Source organism: Actinoplanes sp. CA-142083 (genome assembly GCF_050942195.1).
Lineage (GTDB): Bacteria > Actinomycetota > Actinomycetes > Mycobacteriales > Micromonosporaceae > Actinoplanes.
Genome location: NZ_CP192076.1, coordinates 4,531,662 through 4,545,205 on the forward strand (window position 1 = coordinate 4,531,662; position 13,544 = coordinate 4,545,205).

General features: G+C 71.2%; 12 protein-coding genes. 6 read left to right on the forward strand and 6 right to left on the reverse strand.

Annotation, left to right across the window (positions count from 1 at the left end; translation table 11 throughout):
* Positions 1 to 6: 6 nt before the first annotated feature.
* The 3 genes from ACQPZX_RS20785 to ACQPZX_RS20795 all read right to left on the reverse strand — a co-directional run bounded on the left by ACQPZX_RS20785 (position 7) and on the right by ACQPZX_RS20795 (position 3,434).
* Entirely contained in the window at positions 7 to 1,509 is a 1,503-nt protein-coding gene (locus ACQPZX_RS20785; RefSeq protein WP_433383233.1) for an FG-GAP repeat domain-containing protein, read from the reverse strand.
* Positions 1,510 to 1,614: 105 nt separating this feature from the next.
* Entirely contained in the window at positions 1,615 to 2,253 is a 639-nt protein-coding gene (locus tag ACQPZX_RS20790) for a response regulator (protein WP_433383235.1), read from the reverse strand.
* Entirely contained in the window at positions 2,250 to 3,434 is a 1,185-nt protein-coding gene (locus tag ACQPZX_RS20795) for a sensor histidine kinase (RefSeq protein WP_433383237.1), read from the reverse strand. The genes ACQPZX_RS20790 and ACQPZX_RS20795 overlap by 4 nt, the downstream gene beginning before the upstream one ends.
* A 145-nt stretch (positions 3,435 to 3,579) precedes the next feature.
* On the opposite strand from ACQPZX_RS20795, the gene ACQPZX_RS20800 reads away from it, so the two are divergent.
* The 5 genes from ACQPZX_RS20800 (at position 3,580) to ACQPZX_RS20820 (ending at position 11,141) form a co-directional block, all read left to right on the forward strand.
* Positions 3,580 to 4,344: an ABC transporter ATP-binding protein gene (locus ACQPZX_RS20800; protein ID WP_433383238.1), complete on the forward strand. Its 765-nt coding sequence runs from the start codon at positions 3,580 to 3,582 to the stop codon at positions 4,342 to 4,344.
* Complete coding sequence (locus ACQPZX_RS20805; protein WP_433383240.1) at positions 4,341 to 6,872, forward strand: ABC transporter permease; 2,532 nt, start codon at positions 4,341 to 4,343, stop codon at positions 6,870 to 6,872. Before ACQPZX_RS20800 ends, ACQPZX_RS20805 begins: the two co-directional genes overlap by 4 nt.
* 63 nt (positions 6,873 to 6,935) lie before the next feature.
* Positions 6,936 to 7,547 carry a GNAT family N-acetyltransferase gene (locus ACQPZX_RS20810; protein ID WP_433383242.1) on the forward strand — a complete coding sequence of 204 codons (612 nt, stop codon included), beginning with the start codon at positions 6,936 to 6,938 and terminating at the stop codon, positions 7,545 to 7,547.
* A 54-nt stretch (positions 7,548 to 7,601) separates the two neighbouring features.
* Entirely contained in the window at positions 7,602 to 9,857 is a 2,256-nt protein-coding gene (locus ACQPZX_RS20815; RefSeq protein ID WP_433383244.1) for a hypothetical protein, read from the forward strand.
* Between the two features lie 105 nt (positions 9,858 to 9,962).
* Entirely contained in the window at positions 9,963 to 11,141 is a 1,179-nt protein-coding gene (locus tag ACQPZX_RS20820; protein ID WP_433383246.1) for a hypothetical protein, read from the forward strand.
* Between the two features lie 16 nt (positions 11,142 to 11,157).
* On the opposite strand, the gene ACQPZX_RS20825 is transcribed toward ACQPZX_RS20820, so the two are convergent.
* Positions 11,158 to 11,961: a class I SAM-dependent methyltransferase gene (locus tag ACQPZX_RS20825; RefSeq protein ID WP_433383247.1), complete on the reverse strand. Its 804-nt coding sequence runs from the start codon at positions 11,959 to 11,961 to the stop codon at positions 11,158 to 11,160.
* A 46-nt stretch (positions 11,962 to 12,007) separates the two neighbouring features.
* Here ACQPZX_RS20825 and ACQPZX_RS20830 point away from each other — a divergent pair, with 46 nt between their 5' ends.
* Positions 12,008 to 12,829: a methyltransferase domain-containing protein gene (locus tag ACQPZX_RS20830; protein ID WP_433383249.1), complete on the forward strand. Its 822-nt coding sequence runs from the start codon at positions 12,008 to 12,010 to the stop codon at positions 12,827 to 12,829.
* A gap of 7 nt (positions 12,830 to 12,836) precedes the next feature.
* Here the strand turns inward: ACQPZX_RS20830 and ACQPZX_RS20835 are convergent, their stop codons facing one another.
* Entirely contained in the window at positions 12,837 to 13,034 is a 198-nt protein-coding gene (locus ACQPZX_RS20835) for a hypothetical protein (RefSeq protein WP_433383251.1), read from the reverse strand.
* Positions 13,035 to 13,044: 10 nt separating this feature from the next.
* Positions 13,045 to 13,539, reverse strand: a complete 495-nt coding sequence (locus ACQPZX_RS20840) for a DUF1877 family protein (RefSeq protein WP_433383253.1) — start codon at positions 13,537 to 13,539, stop codon at positions 13,045 to 13,047.
* Between the last annotated feature and the right edge of the window lie 5 nt (positions 13,540 to 13,544).

Below are 13,544 nucleotides of genomic sequence, written 5' to 3' on the forward strand. Positions count from 1 at the left end.
GGACAGCTAAGCCCCGGACAGCACCCGGGCCTCGGTGCGGCCGCTCGCGGTGCCGGACTTCTGGATCACGACGAGGTCGAGGCGGCCGTCGCCGTTCCAGTCGGCGACCGAGAAGTCGCGCCGGCCGTCGGTCGGGCCGAGCCCGGTGGCGGTGGCCTTGCGCAGGTCGCGGGCGAAGCCGGCCGCGCCGTCGAGGACCCGGATCTCGGTCTTCTTGCTCTTCGTGCCGGACTTCTGCACGTCCACCAGGTCGAGGCGGCCGTCGCCGTTGAAATCCGCGAGCGTCACCTCGTGCCGGGAGTCGATCTCGCCGAGCGCGGTCACCGAGTGCTGCAGCTCGCGCTGGAAGCCGGACGCGCCGTCCAGGATCTGGACCTCGGTCTTGCCGCTGGCCGTGTCGGACTTGTAGACCACGATCAGGTCGGGCACCTTGTCGGCGTTCACGTCGGCGACGAACATGTCGTGCCGGGTGTCGGTGGGCCAGAGAGCGGTGGCGGCCTGCAGCAGGAAGGTCTGGAAACTGCTCGCGCCGTCGAGGATGCGGACTTCGGTGCGGCCGCTGGCGGTGCCGGACTTCTGGATCGCCACGAGGTCGAGGCGGCCGTCGCCGTTCCAGTCCGCCGTGGTGTACGCCTGCCGGCCGTCGGCCAGGCCCAGCGGCGTGGCCGTGCGCAGGAGCAGCCGCTGGAAGCTGGAGGCGGCGCCGGGGATGCTGGGCGTCCCGTCCAGGATCGAGATCTCGGTGCGGCCGGTCGCGGTCGCCGAGTGCTGGACCACGATGAGGTCGGGGCGGCGGTCGCCGTTCCAGTCGGCGACGCTGACGTCGTGCCGGTCATCGGTCGTGCCCCACCCGGTGGCCGAGGCCATCAGGACCGCCTGGAACGGCCCGGTGGGCCGGCGCGCCGCCGCCGTGGTCGTGGCGGCCGTCGTTGCCGTCTGCCGCCACAGGCTCGCCACGATGAGCTGGGCGTCGCGCGTCTCCGGCGCGTACGCCTCCGGGTAGGCCGACCCCTGGACGCGCTGGCAGATCTGCCCGATGTCGCCGCCCATCCAGCCGTCGCCGGTGTGCTTGCGGATCATCGCGCTGAGGAACGCCTGGGTGGCGTAGCGGGGGTCGGTGAGCTCGGCCGGCTGGCCCCAGCCTTTCGACGGCCGCTGCTGGAAGAGCCCGAGGCTGTCGTGGTCGACGGCGGCGGTGTAGTTGTGCAGGGTGCTCTCGGCGATGGCGGTGGTGACCGCGATCTCGGCGGCGCGCTGGTTGAGCCCGCGGGCCTGGACGTTGGCCACGATCGCCCGGGCGCAGGAGATGCCGTAGCCGGTCACCGCGCGGCCCATGCGCGCGCCGGTCATCGACGGCCGCAGATCGGAGGCGAGCGCGTTGTCGGCCGAGGACGGCCCGCCGGGCTGGCACGGCGCGAACGGAATGGCGGCGTGCGCGGGGGCGGAAGACACGGACAGCACACCGGCCACCAGCGTCGCGATCGTGAGCATCGCGGCCCTGCGTGCCATCTAGGAACCCCCCGAGCGTGCTACCGGCCCTTCGAACCTGCCATAAGCCGGGCGGCTCGGGAAGATGCGAACGGCTGACAGGTGGCTGAGAAATATCACCCGCCGTCAGCCGACCAGGCGGCGCTCCCAGGCCCAGGCCGCGATCTCCACCCGGCCGCGCGCGCCCAGCTTGGTCTGCACGCTGCCGAGGTGGGTCTTCACGGTGCCGATCGAGATGAACAGCTCGGCGGCGATCTCGGCGTTGGTCAGCCCGCGCGCCACCAGCTTGACCACGTCGAGCTCGCGCGGGGACAGGCCGCCGTCGTCGGTGACCGGCTTCGGCAGCGAGAGGTGCTCCAGCAGGCGCACGGTGATCTTCGGGCTGATCAGGGCGTCGCCCGACACCGCGGCCCGCACGGCCTCGACCAGCAGCGCCGGCCCGGAGTCCTTGAGCAGGAAGCCGGCCGCGCCGTTGCGCAGCGCCTGGTGCACGTACTCGTCGAGGTCGAAGGTGGTCACCACGACCACCTTGACCGGGTCGGCGACGCCGGGGCCGGCCAGCAGGCGCAGCGCCTCGAGGCCGTCCATCTTGGGCATCCGGATGTCGAGCAGGGCCACGTCGGGCTTGAGCTTGCGGGCCAGCGCGACCGCCTCGACGCCGTCGGCCGCCTCGCCGACGACCTCCATGTCGGCCTGCGCGCCGATGATCATCCCGAAGCCGGTGCGGACCATGGCCTGGTCATCCGCGATCAGCACCTTTATCACTGGACCACCTTCACGTTCAACGGGAACGCGGCGTCGACCACCCAGCCGCCCTCGATGCCGGGCCCGGCCGAGATGCGGCCGCCGACCGCGCGGACCCGTTCGGTCAGGCCCACGAGACCGTACCCCGATCGCTCCCGCGGCCCGGCCGGACGTGCCGTCCCGTCGTTCGCTACCCGCACCAGCAGCCACTCCGGGGTCCGCCGCACCCACACGTCGGCCACCCGGGCGCCGGCCGCGTGCTGCCGGACGTTGGTCAATGCCTCCATCACCACCCGGTACGCCGAGGTCGACACCTCCACCGGGATCCCGTCGACCGTGCCGTCCAGGTGCAGCCGGCCGACCGGGCCGCCGGCCGCGGTGAACTGCTCCAGCAGCGGCGCCAGGTCGTGCACGCCGGCCACCGGGGCCAGCGGGGCGTCCGGCTTGGATTCGGGGTCGCGCAGCACCCCGACCATGCGGCGCATCGATGCCATCGTCTCGGCGCCGGCCTGCTCGATCTGGTCGAGCGCCTTGAGCACGCGCTGCGGGTCCTGCTCGGCGATGAACTTGGCGCCCTGCGCCTGCACCACGATGCCGGTGACGTGGTGGGCGATGAAGTCGTGCAGGTCCCGCGCGAACTCGGCACGCTGCTCCGCCCGTACGGCATCGACCGCTCGCTGCCGGGAGCTCTCGATCAAGCGCAAGTAGACGCCCAGGCCGGTGGCCGCGGCCGCGGCCAGCGCCTGGATCAGCCCGAAGATCACAAACTCGGACGACTGGCCGCCGCGCAACGGCAGGAAGCTCACCGCGGCGCCCGCGCTGATCACCGCGGCGACCGCCCAGCCGGGATGCGCCCGTCGCGCCACCACGAACATCACGCCGAGCAGCGCCAGCGACTCGGCCAGGCCCCAGCTGCCGTACTCCGGATGGGAGAACGCCACGACGAAGGTGACCACCATCGAGGTGAGGCTCAGCCAGATCGTCGTCTTGGCCAGCGACACCGAGCCCTGCTGGTGGGCGGGCAGCCAGATCGCGGCCGCGCCGATCGCCAGCAGGATCCGGATCAGGCCCAGGATCTCCCAGCCGGACTGGGTCAGCAGGCGGCCCTGCGCCACGTCGAACAGGCCGAGCAGGGCGAGCACGATGAGGGCGCCCGCCTGGCCGAAGCGCAGCAGGAGGATCCGATTCGGGTTGGTCTGCATCGTCACCCAGCGTAATAGCAGGTCACGCGCGTCCCATCGGCCGAAAGACAGATCCCCGAACCTGGGAGATCCCTGACCGGCGGCCGATGTGCCGCCCGGCCGGCTGCACCCAGACTTCGTCCCGTCATTGAAAAAAGGAGCGAAGATGCAGACCCAGTATCCACCGGCCGCGCAGGACGCCCTCGCGGCGGTCGCGGCCGTCGACCTGGTCAAGGTCTACGGCAGCGGCGACACGGCCGTACGCGCCCTGGACGGGGTGACGGTCGGCTTCACCCGCGCCCAGTTCACCGCGATCATGGGCCCGTCCGGCTCCGGCAAGTCGACGCTCATGCACTGCCTGGCCGGCCTCGACACGGCCACCTCGGGCCAGGCGCTGCTCGGCGGCACCGACCTGACCCGGCAGAGCGACCGGGTGCTGACCAAGGTGCGCCGCGAGCGGATCGGCTTCATCTTCCAGTCGTTCAACCTGCTGCCGCAGCTCACCGCCGAGCAGAACATCCTGCTCCCGCTCGAGCTGGCCGGCCGCAAGCCCGACCGGCACCTGTTCGCGCACCTCACCGAGTCGCTGGGCATCACCGGCCGGCTCAGCCACCGGCCCAGCGAGCTCTCCGGCGGCCAGCAGCAGCGCGTCGCCGTGGCCCGCGCGCTGGTCGCCCGGCCCGAGGTGGTCTTCGCCGACGAGCCGACCGGCAACCTGGACTCCCGCTCCGGCGCCGAGGTGCTGCTGTTCCTGCGCAACTCGGTGCGCGAGCTGGGCCAGACCGTGGTCATGGTCACCCACGACCCGGGCGCCGCCGCCTACGCCGACCGGGTCGTGCTGCTCGCCGACGGCAAGGTCGCCGGCGAGATCGAGCACCCCGACCACGCGTCGGTCACCGAGGCCCTGCGGTCCCTGGCGGCGCAGCGGTGAAGGCGGTCCTGCGCACCCAGCTGCGCGGCGTCGGCCGCCGGCCCGCCCGGCTGCTGCTGACCGGCCTCGCCGTGCTGGTCGCGTCGTTCGTCGTCTACGCCACCGTGCTCGCCCAGCAGATCACCGAGCGCAGCGTGCTCGACGGGCTCAGCGGCACGCCCGAGGCGGTCGACCTGGTGGTCCGCAAGGGCACGGTCACCACGGAAGAGCTCGCCGCGATCGCCAAGATCCCGGGAGTGGCCGAGACGGCCGGGCGGGCCGACGCCGGCGGGCAGATCGGCAACGAGTACCTGCAGATCTCCGCGGACTCCTCGGCCGGGCCCCTCGCGATCACCAAGCTGAGCTCGGGACGGCTGCCGAAGGGGCCGGACGAGATCGTCGTCACCCCGCGGACGGTCGAGCGGCTCGGTCTCAAGGTGGGCTCGACCGCGAAGGTCTCGATCCGCTACGACGAGAACGGCAAACCCCTGACGCCGACGACGCTCAAGGTGGTCGGGGTGGTGTCGGGCCGCGACGACTACGGTTTCCAGGCGTTCGCGTCCTTGCCCGCCGTCGCGGCGATGAACGGCTCGGACCTGCTCAACCAGATCGACCTGCGGCTGGCCGCGGGGGCCGACGCCGACGGCGTACGGAATCAGATCGAAACCATCGTCGCGAGCGGGACCACCAAGGTGAAGGACGGCGAGCGGCCGCAGGTCGCGGCCGGGCGCGACGTGCGGCTCGAGGAGGCGCGGCAGGCCGCCAACGACGTGGACAGCGTCTTCGAGGTGATCGGCCTGTTCGTGGCCATCGCCGTGGTCGCCGCCGGGCTCGTCGCGGCCTCGACGTTCCGGATCGTCTTCGCCCAGCGGATGCGGCAGCTGGCGCTGCTGCGCGCGGTCGGCGCGGGCCGGGGCGGCATCACCTGGTCGCTCGCCTTCGAGGGCATGCTGACCGGACTCGCCACCGGCCTGACCGGCGTGCTGCTCGCGCTGGGCGCCGGCCATCTGGTACGGCCGATCGCCTCGTCGTTCGGCACGCACATCGCCTCGCCGGGCCTGCCGGTCGAGCCGGCCCTGCTGACCGTGCTGCTCGCGGTCGTCGTGACGGTCGTCGCCGTGATCGCGCCGGCCTTCACCGCCGGCAAGGTGTCGCCGCTGGAAGCGTTGCGCGGCGCCGGGGTCACCGGCAGCCGCCGCGACATCGGCAAGCTGCGCTGGGCGACCGGCGTGCTGCTGGTGATCGGGGCCGGTCTGCTCGCCGCCTTCGTGGCCACGAACCTGCCGGGGCGCGACCCCAAGAACTACGACCCGAGCGTCAACCTGCTCGCGATCGTGGGCTCGGGCGGCCTCGCCTACCTGGCGCTGATCGCGCTCGGACCGGTGCTGGTGCGGCCGGTGCTCTTCGTCCTGGGCGCGCCGATCCGGCGGTCCGGGCCGGTCGGCCGGCTCGCGGCCGGGGGAGTGGGCGGGGCGCCCCGGCGGGCCGCGGCGGTCTCGGTCGTCGTCGCGCTCGGGGTCACGCTGATCGCCGGCACGCTGGTCGGCGGGGCGTCGATCCGGATCCTCGCCGAGCGGGAGAGCAACTCGGCGTCGCCGGCCGACTTCGAGCTGACCACCAACGACACGCCGATCGGGGCGGACACGGTGAAGCAGCTGGCGGGACGGCAGGAGCTGGCGCACGTGGCGCCCTACCGGCGGCTGTCGGTGAAGGTCGCGGGCAACGAAAGCCAGCTGGACGCGGTGGACGTGTCGTTCTCGGCGGTGCCGCGGCTCGGCAAGCTCGACGTGGTGGCGGGGAGCCTGGGTGACCTCGGGCCCGGCAAGGTGGTCATCTCCGGGTTCATGTCGGATATCACCGGTCTTTCGGTCGGCGATGCCGTCTCCGTTCAGCAGGGTTCCAAGTCGGAGAAGCTGACCGTGGCCGCCAAGCTGCCCGACTCGGCGCCGCTCGGCGCGGCCATGGTCCTCGACCCGGGCGACCTCACCAAGCTCGGTGCGCCCGCTACCTACAACGGCCTGCTGGCGGACGCCTCGGTCACCGGGGAGCAGGGCCGCACCGACGCGCGGAAGGCGATCAGCGACGCCGTCGGCGGCCGGCCGTGGGCCATCACGGTCCTCGCCGACCAGCGCGACGACATCGACAGCCAGCTGACGATCCTGCTCGTGATCGCCCTCGGCCTGATCGGCCTGACGGTCCTCATCGCGGTCGTCGGCGTCGGCACCACCACGGCGCTGTCGGTCGTCGAGCGGGTCCGCGAGTCGGGCCTGCTGCGGGCGGTCGGCCTCTCCCGGGGCGCGCTGCGGACCATGCTCACCACCGAATCCGCCCTGTACGGGGTCATCGGCGCCGGCCTCGGTCTGGTGCTCGGCGTGCCGTACGCGTGGCTTGCCGTCCAGGCACTCGGCGTGAACGCGCCGCTCACCCTGCCCGTCGGTCAGCTCGCGCTGGTCTTCGCGATCCTCGTGCTGCTCACCGCGGCCGCCGGGATCCTGCCCGCCCGGCGGGCCGCGAAAGTCAGTCCGGTGGTCGCCCTGGGCGCCGAGTAGAAAGCCCCTATCGCCGGCCGCCTCCTTGCCCCTGGCGGCCGGCGATCGGCTATACACCGTTCTATGTGGCCACTCTTCGACCTACGGATCCGCCATCGCGACGTGCTCCTGCGAGCCGTGCGCGAGGCGGATCTGCCGTATCTGTGCTCGGTGCTGCCGCCCGACGTCGGACATGACCCGCGGCTGGCGCTCTTCGACTCGCAGTCGCCGCTCGAGAACGAACGGCGGCTGCTCCGCATGGGCTACTGGAAGGCCCTGGGCACCTGGGATCCCCTGTCGTGGGAGCTGCATCTCGCGGTTGTCTTCGAGGACGTCCTGATCGGGGTGCAGACCCTCGAAGGCGAGAACTTCCCGGCGTTGCGCACCGTGGACTCCGCGTCGTGGCTGGTCCCGTCGGCGCGCGGTCGTGGGTTGGGCGTGCGGATGCGTACGGCGGCCTTGGGCTTTGCCTTCGAAACGCTCGGCGCGACGGCGGCGATCAGCTCGGCCACCCTCGCGAATGCCGCCTCTTTGGGGGTTTCCCGGCGGATCGGCTACGCCGACAACGGCATCAGTCGCATTGTCGACACCGGCGGCGACGTCGTCGAGCTGCAGAACCTGCGCCTGACCAGCTGGCCGGGCGCGGACGTCGCGGTGACCGGCTTCGAGGGATGCGAGGCGTGGTTCGGTATCTGAGCCGGCCGTCCGGCCCTCTCCAACGCAGGACGCGGGATGAGGACGGTGGGGGCGATGGATTCGGGATGGACCGAGCTGCGGGTGCACGGGGTGTCCGGCACGCCGCCCGAGCAGATGTTGCAGGACGCCCAGGTGGAGGCGGTCGCGGGGGACGGGCATGCGGCCTTCTTCCGGCGGCGGTCCGGCTCTTCGCCCGTTGTGGAGGCGTACTCGTGGGGTGCGCTGACGGCCGGTAACGGGCAGCGGGCGCTGTGGTTGCTGCTCACGCCGTTCATGCTGGTCAACCTGGCGTTCTTCACGCTGCCGTCGTCCGGGCTCCCGCGGCCGGTGAAGGGTTACCGGCCCGGTGTCACCCGGACCCTGGCCGAGGCCGTCATGCGGTTGTTCGCGCTGTCGATCACGGTGACGTTCGTGCTGGTCGCCGTGCAGGTGGCGATGGATCTGATCGGCTGGCAGTGCGGGCGGGACTGCGCCGCCGGGACCTCATGGCTCGGCTTCCTGACGTGGCCGTGGCTCGACACACCGGGGCGACGGCTGGCGGTGACCGCGCTGGTGCCGCTGGCGGCGGTGGCGCTGCTGGGATGGCTGGGGCGGACCACGTGGCTGCGGCTCGAACGGACGCCGGTTCCGCAGGCTGCCGCCGCCGAGACCCGGCAGACGCCCCTCGAGAACCGGGGGATGTGGAACGGCAGCGAGCCGGTGCGCCGCTTGCGGGCCCTGCATCTGACCGCTGGGCTGGCCGTTGTCGGGGTGTTCCTGTCTACGCCGTCGACCTCCGGGTTCGCATCGATGGTTCTGGTCCTGCTGGTGATTCTGCTGGGCGTGACGGTGGTGTCCGTATGCCGGCCGCCGGTGGGCGGGACCGTGCTGCTGGGGATCGGCGGCCTGCTCGTTCTCGCCGCTCTTGTGCAGGCGGTCGTCGCCGATTCCGGCGGTCTCCGCGAGAGCACGTCTCTGCCGGAGCTGCTGCCGGTGATCCATTGGCTCGTCACCGGGCAGCTCGGACTGCTGCTGGTGATGGTGGTCCTGCTCGCCCTGCTCAACCGATCCCGTGGCGCCGAGGCGCCGGTGTGGCACGGCATGGCGGCCGCCGGTCTGATGATGCTCGCGCTCGTGCTGATCGGCGGGTTCGCGGCGGGTGCCGGCATCCGCGTCGCCGACCTGCTCGGCACCCCCGCCGTCGAGCCGGTCAGCGACATCGCCTTCATCGTGCCCGACGGGTACTTCCTGGCGGCCGCCGCGACCGCGGTTCTCACGGTGGTGCTGGTCGGGCTGGCTCTTGTCGGCTGGCGGGTGCTCGGCCGGGCCGCCGCGAAGATCTCTCCGGAACTGCCGGACTACTACGCCGAGCTGAAGGACGCCGGCGCGGACTCCGACGTGCGGCGGGACCGGATCGCCCGGATCTGGGCCCGCGCCGAGATCGGTGAGGTCGGGCAGCGTCTGCTCGGCTGGTTCCTGGTGATCACCGCGGTAGCCCTCGCCGCCGGCCTCGCCGAGTCCTGGATCGACGGCACCTGGTTGCTCACCCACGCCCGCTGGCTGGTCAACGTGGGCACCTTCCTGGTCGGCGGCTTCGTGCTGGCGCTGCTGTTCGTGGGCCGGCAGGCGTACCGCAATCCCCGCTTCCGCCGCACGGTCGGCGTCCTCTGGGACATCGGCACCTTCTGGCCCCGCGCGGCCCATCCCCTCGCCCCGCCGTGCTACACCGAGCGCGCCGTGCCCGACCTGATCACCCGGATCCGCTTCCTGGGCGGGACCGGCCGGGTCCTCCTGTCCTGCCACTCCCAGGGCGCCGTGATCGGCACCGCGGTGGTCATGCAGCTGACGTACGAGGAGAGCGCCTCGGTTGCCCTGCTCACCTACGGAAGGCCGGTGCACCGCCTGTACGCCCGCTTCTTCCCGGAGTACTTCAACCCCACCGCCCTGCACCGCGCCGGCTCGTTCCTGCTGGGCGTCACCGACGCGCCGCGCGAGAAATGGCCGTGGCGCAACCTCTACCGCCGCAGCGACCCCATCGGCGGCGAGATCTTCCAGCGGTATCCGGCCCAGGCGCTCGGCCCGACAACGCCCCACGCCGAGGTCTGCCGGGGCGACAACAACGACGTCGATCGCCAGCTGGTCGATCCCGGGTTCGCCCGCGTGGCCGGCGACACCTGCGATCCGGCTTCGTGCGGGCACTCCAACTACTACTCGGACCCCGCCTTCGAGGCGTCCGCCGAGCGGGCGAAGCAGTTGCGTGCGTCCTTCCCGAGCCGCTGTCCGCACCCGAACCCGATCGACCGGTGCGCAGACTCCTTACCATCGGCTTGAGGACCGAGCCGGTGGTTCGCGATCGAATGGATGCAACCGATGCCCATGACAAAAGCTCGCTCAAGCCTTGACGGTGCAAGTGGCGTCTACCTGATCGAGGGTGGGATGGCGCCCGAGCACCGCACGTCGAACAGCGATCTCCTGTCGCGGAGAATTCGGTCCTCGAGTCTCTTCACCTCGCACGTCCTCGTCCATCCGGGGAACATCTTCGAAGAGCCTGCCATGTACGAAGCCATCGCCGGCAACGAAGACCTCCTGCGACTGGGCTTCATCCTGCCGGTGATACGTGGCGACGACGATGATTTGGAAAACCATGCGGAGAAGTGGGAGCGCGCCTACCGAGGACAGGACGACGGGCGGCCGGCGTTCTTCCAGTCCCGGCCGGTCGACCTGTCCGACATCGACGGAATCAAAAGGCGCGCGGAGTTCTTCCAGCAGAACGAGTATCAGATCCTGCGCCTCGGGCGGCCGGACAGAACTGGTCTAGGCACGCAGTTCCTGGCGGCGGTCCGTGCGGTCCTTGCCGACGAGCCCGGCCTCCCCGACGAAGTCAAGTCCAGGATCGTCGAATGTGCCTCCGGCGGGGCGTCACCGCTGGGCAGGATCCGGACCGAAGTCCTTGATCCCTATGGTGTCGACGAAGGCACCAAGGAGGTCGCCGAGCGAGTGGCACGCCGCATCAACGTGGCCTTCTTCGCCACCGGTGCACGCGAACTCGGCACCTGGTGTTCCATGCACGATCGCGCGTTCCGCGACCTCTCCACATCCACCACTGCGAACCGGGCGGTGACGTCCCAACTCGTCGAGCTCTCGGTCACTCGGGCGCTGCGAGTGCCGGAAGAGCACCTGACTGCCATCAGCGGCGAGGAGTTCGCTCGGATTGTCAACGAGACGTATGCCGTCAAGTTCAGGCAACTCGTCGCCCAGATCATGGAGAAGCTGAACCAGGAATTTCTGGAAGCCGGATCTGCCGCCGAGCCTTCTCCAACCAAAGCCAAGCTTCAAGAGGAAGTCGACAGCAGCTTTCGCGATACCTATGGTCGGGCCTTCGCGAAGGCGCTGAAGGAGTATCGCGTCGCCGAGCAGCGACGGGATCAACGGCTGCGCCGCACCATGCGTGGCATCAGCTTGGCGACGGATCTCTTGACGGGGCTCCTGCCCGTGCCTTTCGTCGGCGCCGCGGTCGATGCGGGGATCGACGCCTTGCGTGAGAAGACGCTCCGGCCGCGCCTCACGCCCATGATTCTGTTGCAGGAACGACTCCACCGCGCGGAAGAAGACTGAAGCACCGCCACGGCGGTCAGGCAGCTGCCGTCGAGGCCCCGCCCGGTTTGACGGCGCGGGTTGCGAAGTAGCCGGGCAACCAGCCCGCGGTGGCGTCCGAGTGGTGCGGCGCCTCCTCGAACCCGGTGATGACGAAGCCCGCGGCGAGCTGGCCGCCGATCTGCTCGGCCATGCTGTGGCTGTACTCCAGCGGCGCGTCCACCCCGAAGAGCCGCTCGCGTTCCTCGGCCGGCACGTGCGTGAGGTCGCTGTACGGCAGCTTGTGCCGGACCACCAGCTCGCCGCGCTGGTCCAGCGCCTCGTGGTCGAACAGGTACACGTCCGGGTTGAGGAAACCGCACAGCAGCGTCCCGCCCGGTCGCAGCACCCGGAAGGACTCCCGCCACACCGGGGGGAGGTCGGGGATGAACAGGTTCGAGACCGGGTTGAAGACGAGGTCGTACGAGGAGTCGGCGAACGCGGACAGGTCGCGCATGTCGCCGAGCACCGTCCGCAGCGGCACGTTGTCCCGCTTGGCGACCAGCTCGTCCTGCTCGAGCTGGCGCGGCGAGTTGTCCAGCACGGTGACCCGGGCCCCGGCCGCGGCGAGCGTCGGTCCCTGTTGACCGCCGCCGGAGGCCAGGCACAGCACGTCCGCACCGGCCAGGTCGGCGGGGAACCAGGAGCGGTCCACGGGTTGGTAGCCGATGAGCACAACCGACCAGTCACCGGCCCGCGCCCTGGCCACCGTCTCGGCGGAGATCGGCCGCGACCACTCGTTGCCCTGGTCGACCTGCCGGTCCCAGGCCGCGCGGTTGTGCGCCGCTGGATCAACACTCATCGGCACACGCTATCCCGCGCCCGGCTGGATGGTTGACCATGGAGCAATGACCCCACCGATGGACGAGACCGCCGCCGCCCGTGGCTACCTGCTGGACAACGCTCGCGCCGAGGCCGGTGAGCGGTTCGCGTGGCTGGCCGAGTTGTTCGACGGTGTGACGCGCGGGCATTTCGATCGGCTGGGGATCGGGGCCGGCTCGCGGTGCTGGGAGGTGGGGGCCGGTGGCCCCGGTATCCCGGAGGCGCTCGCGGCGGCGGTCGGTCCGAGTGGCTATGTGCTGGCCACGGACATCGACCCGTCGTGGCTGACGGAAGGCCGCGGGTACGAGGTGCGCCGGCACGACGTCGCCGCCGATCCGGCCCCGGAGCCGGGGACGTTCGATCTGGTGCACGCCCGGCTTGTGCTGGTCCATGTGCCCGATCGGGCCCGGGCCTTGGCCACGATGGCGGCGGCGTTGCGACCGGGCGGCTGGCTGCTGGTCGAGGACGCCGATACCGCTCTGCAGCCGCTGGCGTGCCTGGACGACAGCGGTCCGGCGCAGCGGCGGGCCAACCGGATGCGTGACGCGGTCCGGGAGTTGCTGCGGCGCCGGGGCGCGGATCTGCGTTTCGGCCGGACGCTGCCGCGGGTGTTGCGTGCGGCCGGCTTGGTGGATGTCGCCGCGGTGGGTTCGTTCCCGGTTGGCGGCTTGGCCTGTGACAGGTTGGAGGCGGCGACCATGCGGCATGTGCGCGGCGAGTTGCTCGCGGCCGGGTTGGCCGACGACGCCGAGATCGATGCTCATCTGGCCGCCATCGATGCCGGCGAGCTCGACCTGACACTTGCGCCGCTGATCTCCGCCTGGGGACGCCGGCCGGCAGCCGGCTAGGGGAAGGTCAGCGGCGCTTGCGGTCTCGACGCTCGGCGATGTGGTAAGCGACAGCCCCGATGAGAAGACCGGCCAGGGCACACAGGAATGCCGTGCCGATCGCCGAGTCCATGGCTTCGTACCCGCCCGCGCCGAACCAGCCCCAAGCCCAGCCGGCTCCCGCACCCAGAACCAGGCCGACCAGCGGCCACCCCGCGCGACGCATCCGCCAGATCCTATTGGTCGACGGTGAAGATCACTGAGCGGCCGGCGGCCGCGGCTCGCTTGTAGAACTCGCGGACCTCCTGCAGGTACTGCCAGGTGTACTGGAAGTCCTCGTCGTCCAGGACGCCCTGGTAGTCGTCCGCGTCGATCGTGTCGTAGCGCTCCTGCAGCCACGCCTCGGTCACCGGCTCGAGAGCCGAAGCCACCGAAGGCACCTGGCCGGCGAGGATGTGCGCCACGATGTAGTCCTCGCCCTCGTGGTGGTGGCCGCCGCCGAGGAGCGTGAGCTCGAGCGGGCCGCCGCCGTGGCGGCCCAGCTCGAGCGTGCCGTTGCTGAGGCAGCGGTGCATGGCGTCCCACGCCTTGTCCACCTCGCACAGCCAGTCGCGGTCCCACTCCTGTTCGACCGTCTCGACGAAGTCCATCACTTCGTCGTCGTCGCGGGTGGCGACCAGCGCCGCGTCCAGCGATTCCGTCAATGCGAAGAGCACGCCACGGCAAGCCATGGCGC

Bases quoted from the DNA above. Each gene is read 5' to 3' on its own strand.
- ACQPZX_RS20835 (WP_433383251.1), bottom strand. From the start codon at position 13,034: ATGCGTCGCGCGGGGTGGCCGCTGGTCGGCCTGGTTCTGGGTGCGGGA.
- ACQPZX_RS20820 (WP_433383246.1), top strand. From the start codon at position 9,963: ATGGCGCCCGAGCACCGCACGTCGAACAGCGATCTCCTGTCGCGGAGA.
- ACQPZX_RS20840 (WP_433383253.1), bottom strand. From the start codon at position 13,539: ATGGCTTGCCGTGGCGTGCTCTTCGCATTGACGGAATCGCTGGACGCG.
- ACQPZX_RS20800 (WP_433383238.1), top strand. From the start codon at position 3,580: ATGCAGACCCAGTATCCACCGGCCGCGCAGGACGCCCTCGCGGCGGTC.
- ACQPZX_RS20795 (WP_433383237.1), bottom strand. From the start codon at position 3,434: ATGCAGACCAACCCGAATCGGATCCTCCTGCTGCGCTTCGGCCAGGCG.
- ACQPZX_RS20815 (WP_433383244.1), top strand. From the start codon at position 7,602: ATGGATTCGGGATGGACCGAGCTGCGGGTGCACGGGGTGTCCGGCACG.
- ACQPZX_RS20830 (WP_433383249.1), top strand. From the start codon at position 12,008: ATGACCCCACCGATGGACGAGACCGCCGCCGCCCGTGGCTACCTGCTG.
- ACQPZX_RS20785 (WP_433383233.1), bottom strand. From the start codon at position 1,509: ATGGCACGCAGGGCCGCGATGCTCACGATCGCGACGCTGGTGGCCGGT.
- ACQPZX_RS20825 (WP_433383247.1), bottom strand. From the start codon at position 11,961: ATGAGTGTTGATCCAGCGGCGCACAACCGCGCGGCCTGGGACCGGCAG.
- ACQPZX_RS20810 (WP_433383242.1), top strand. From the start codon at position 6,936: ATGTGGCCACTCTTCGACCTACGGATCCGCCATCGCGACGTGCTCCTG.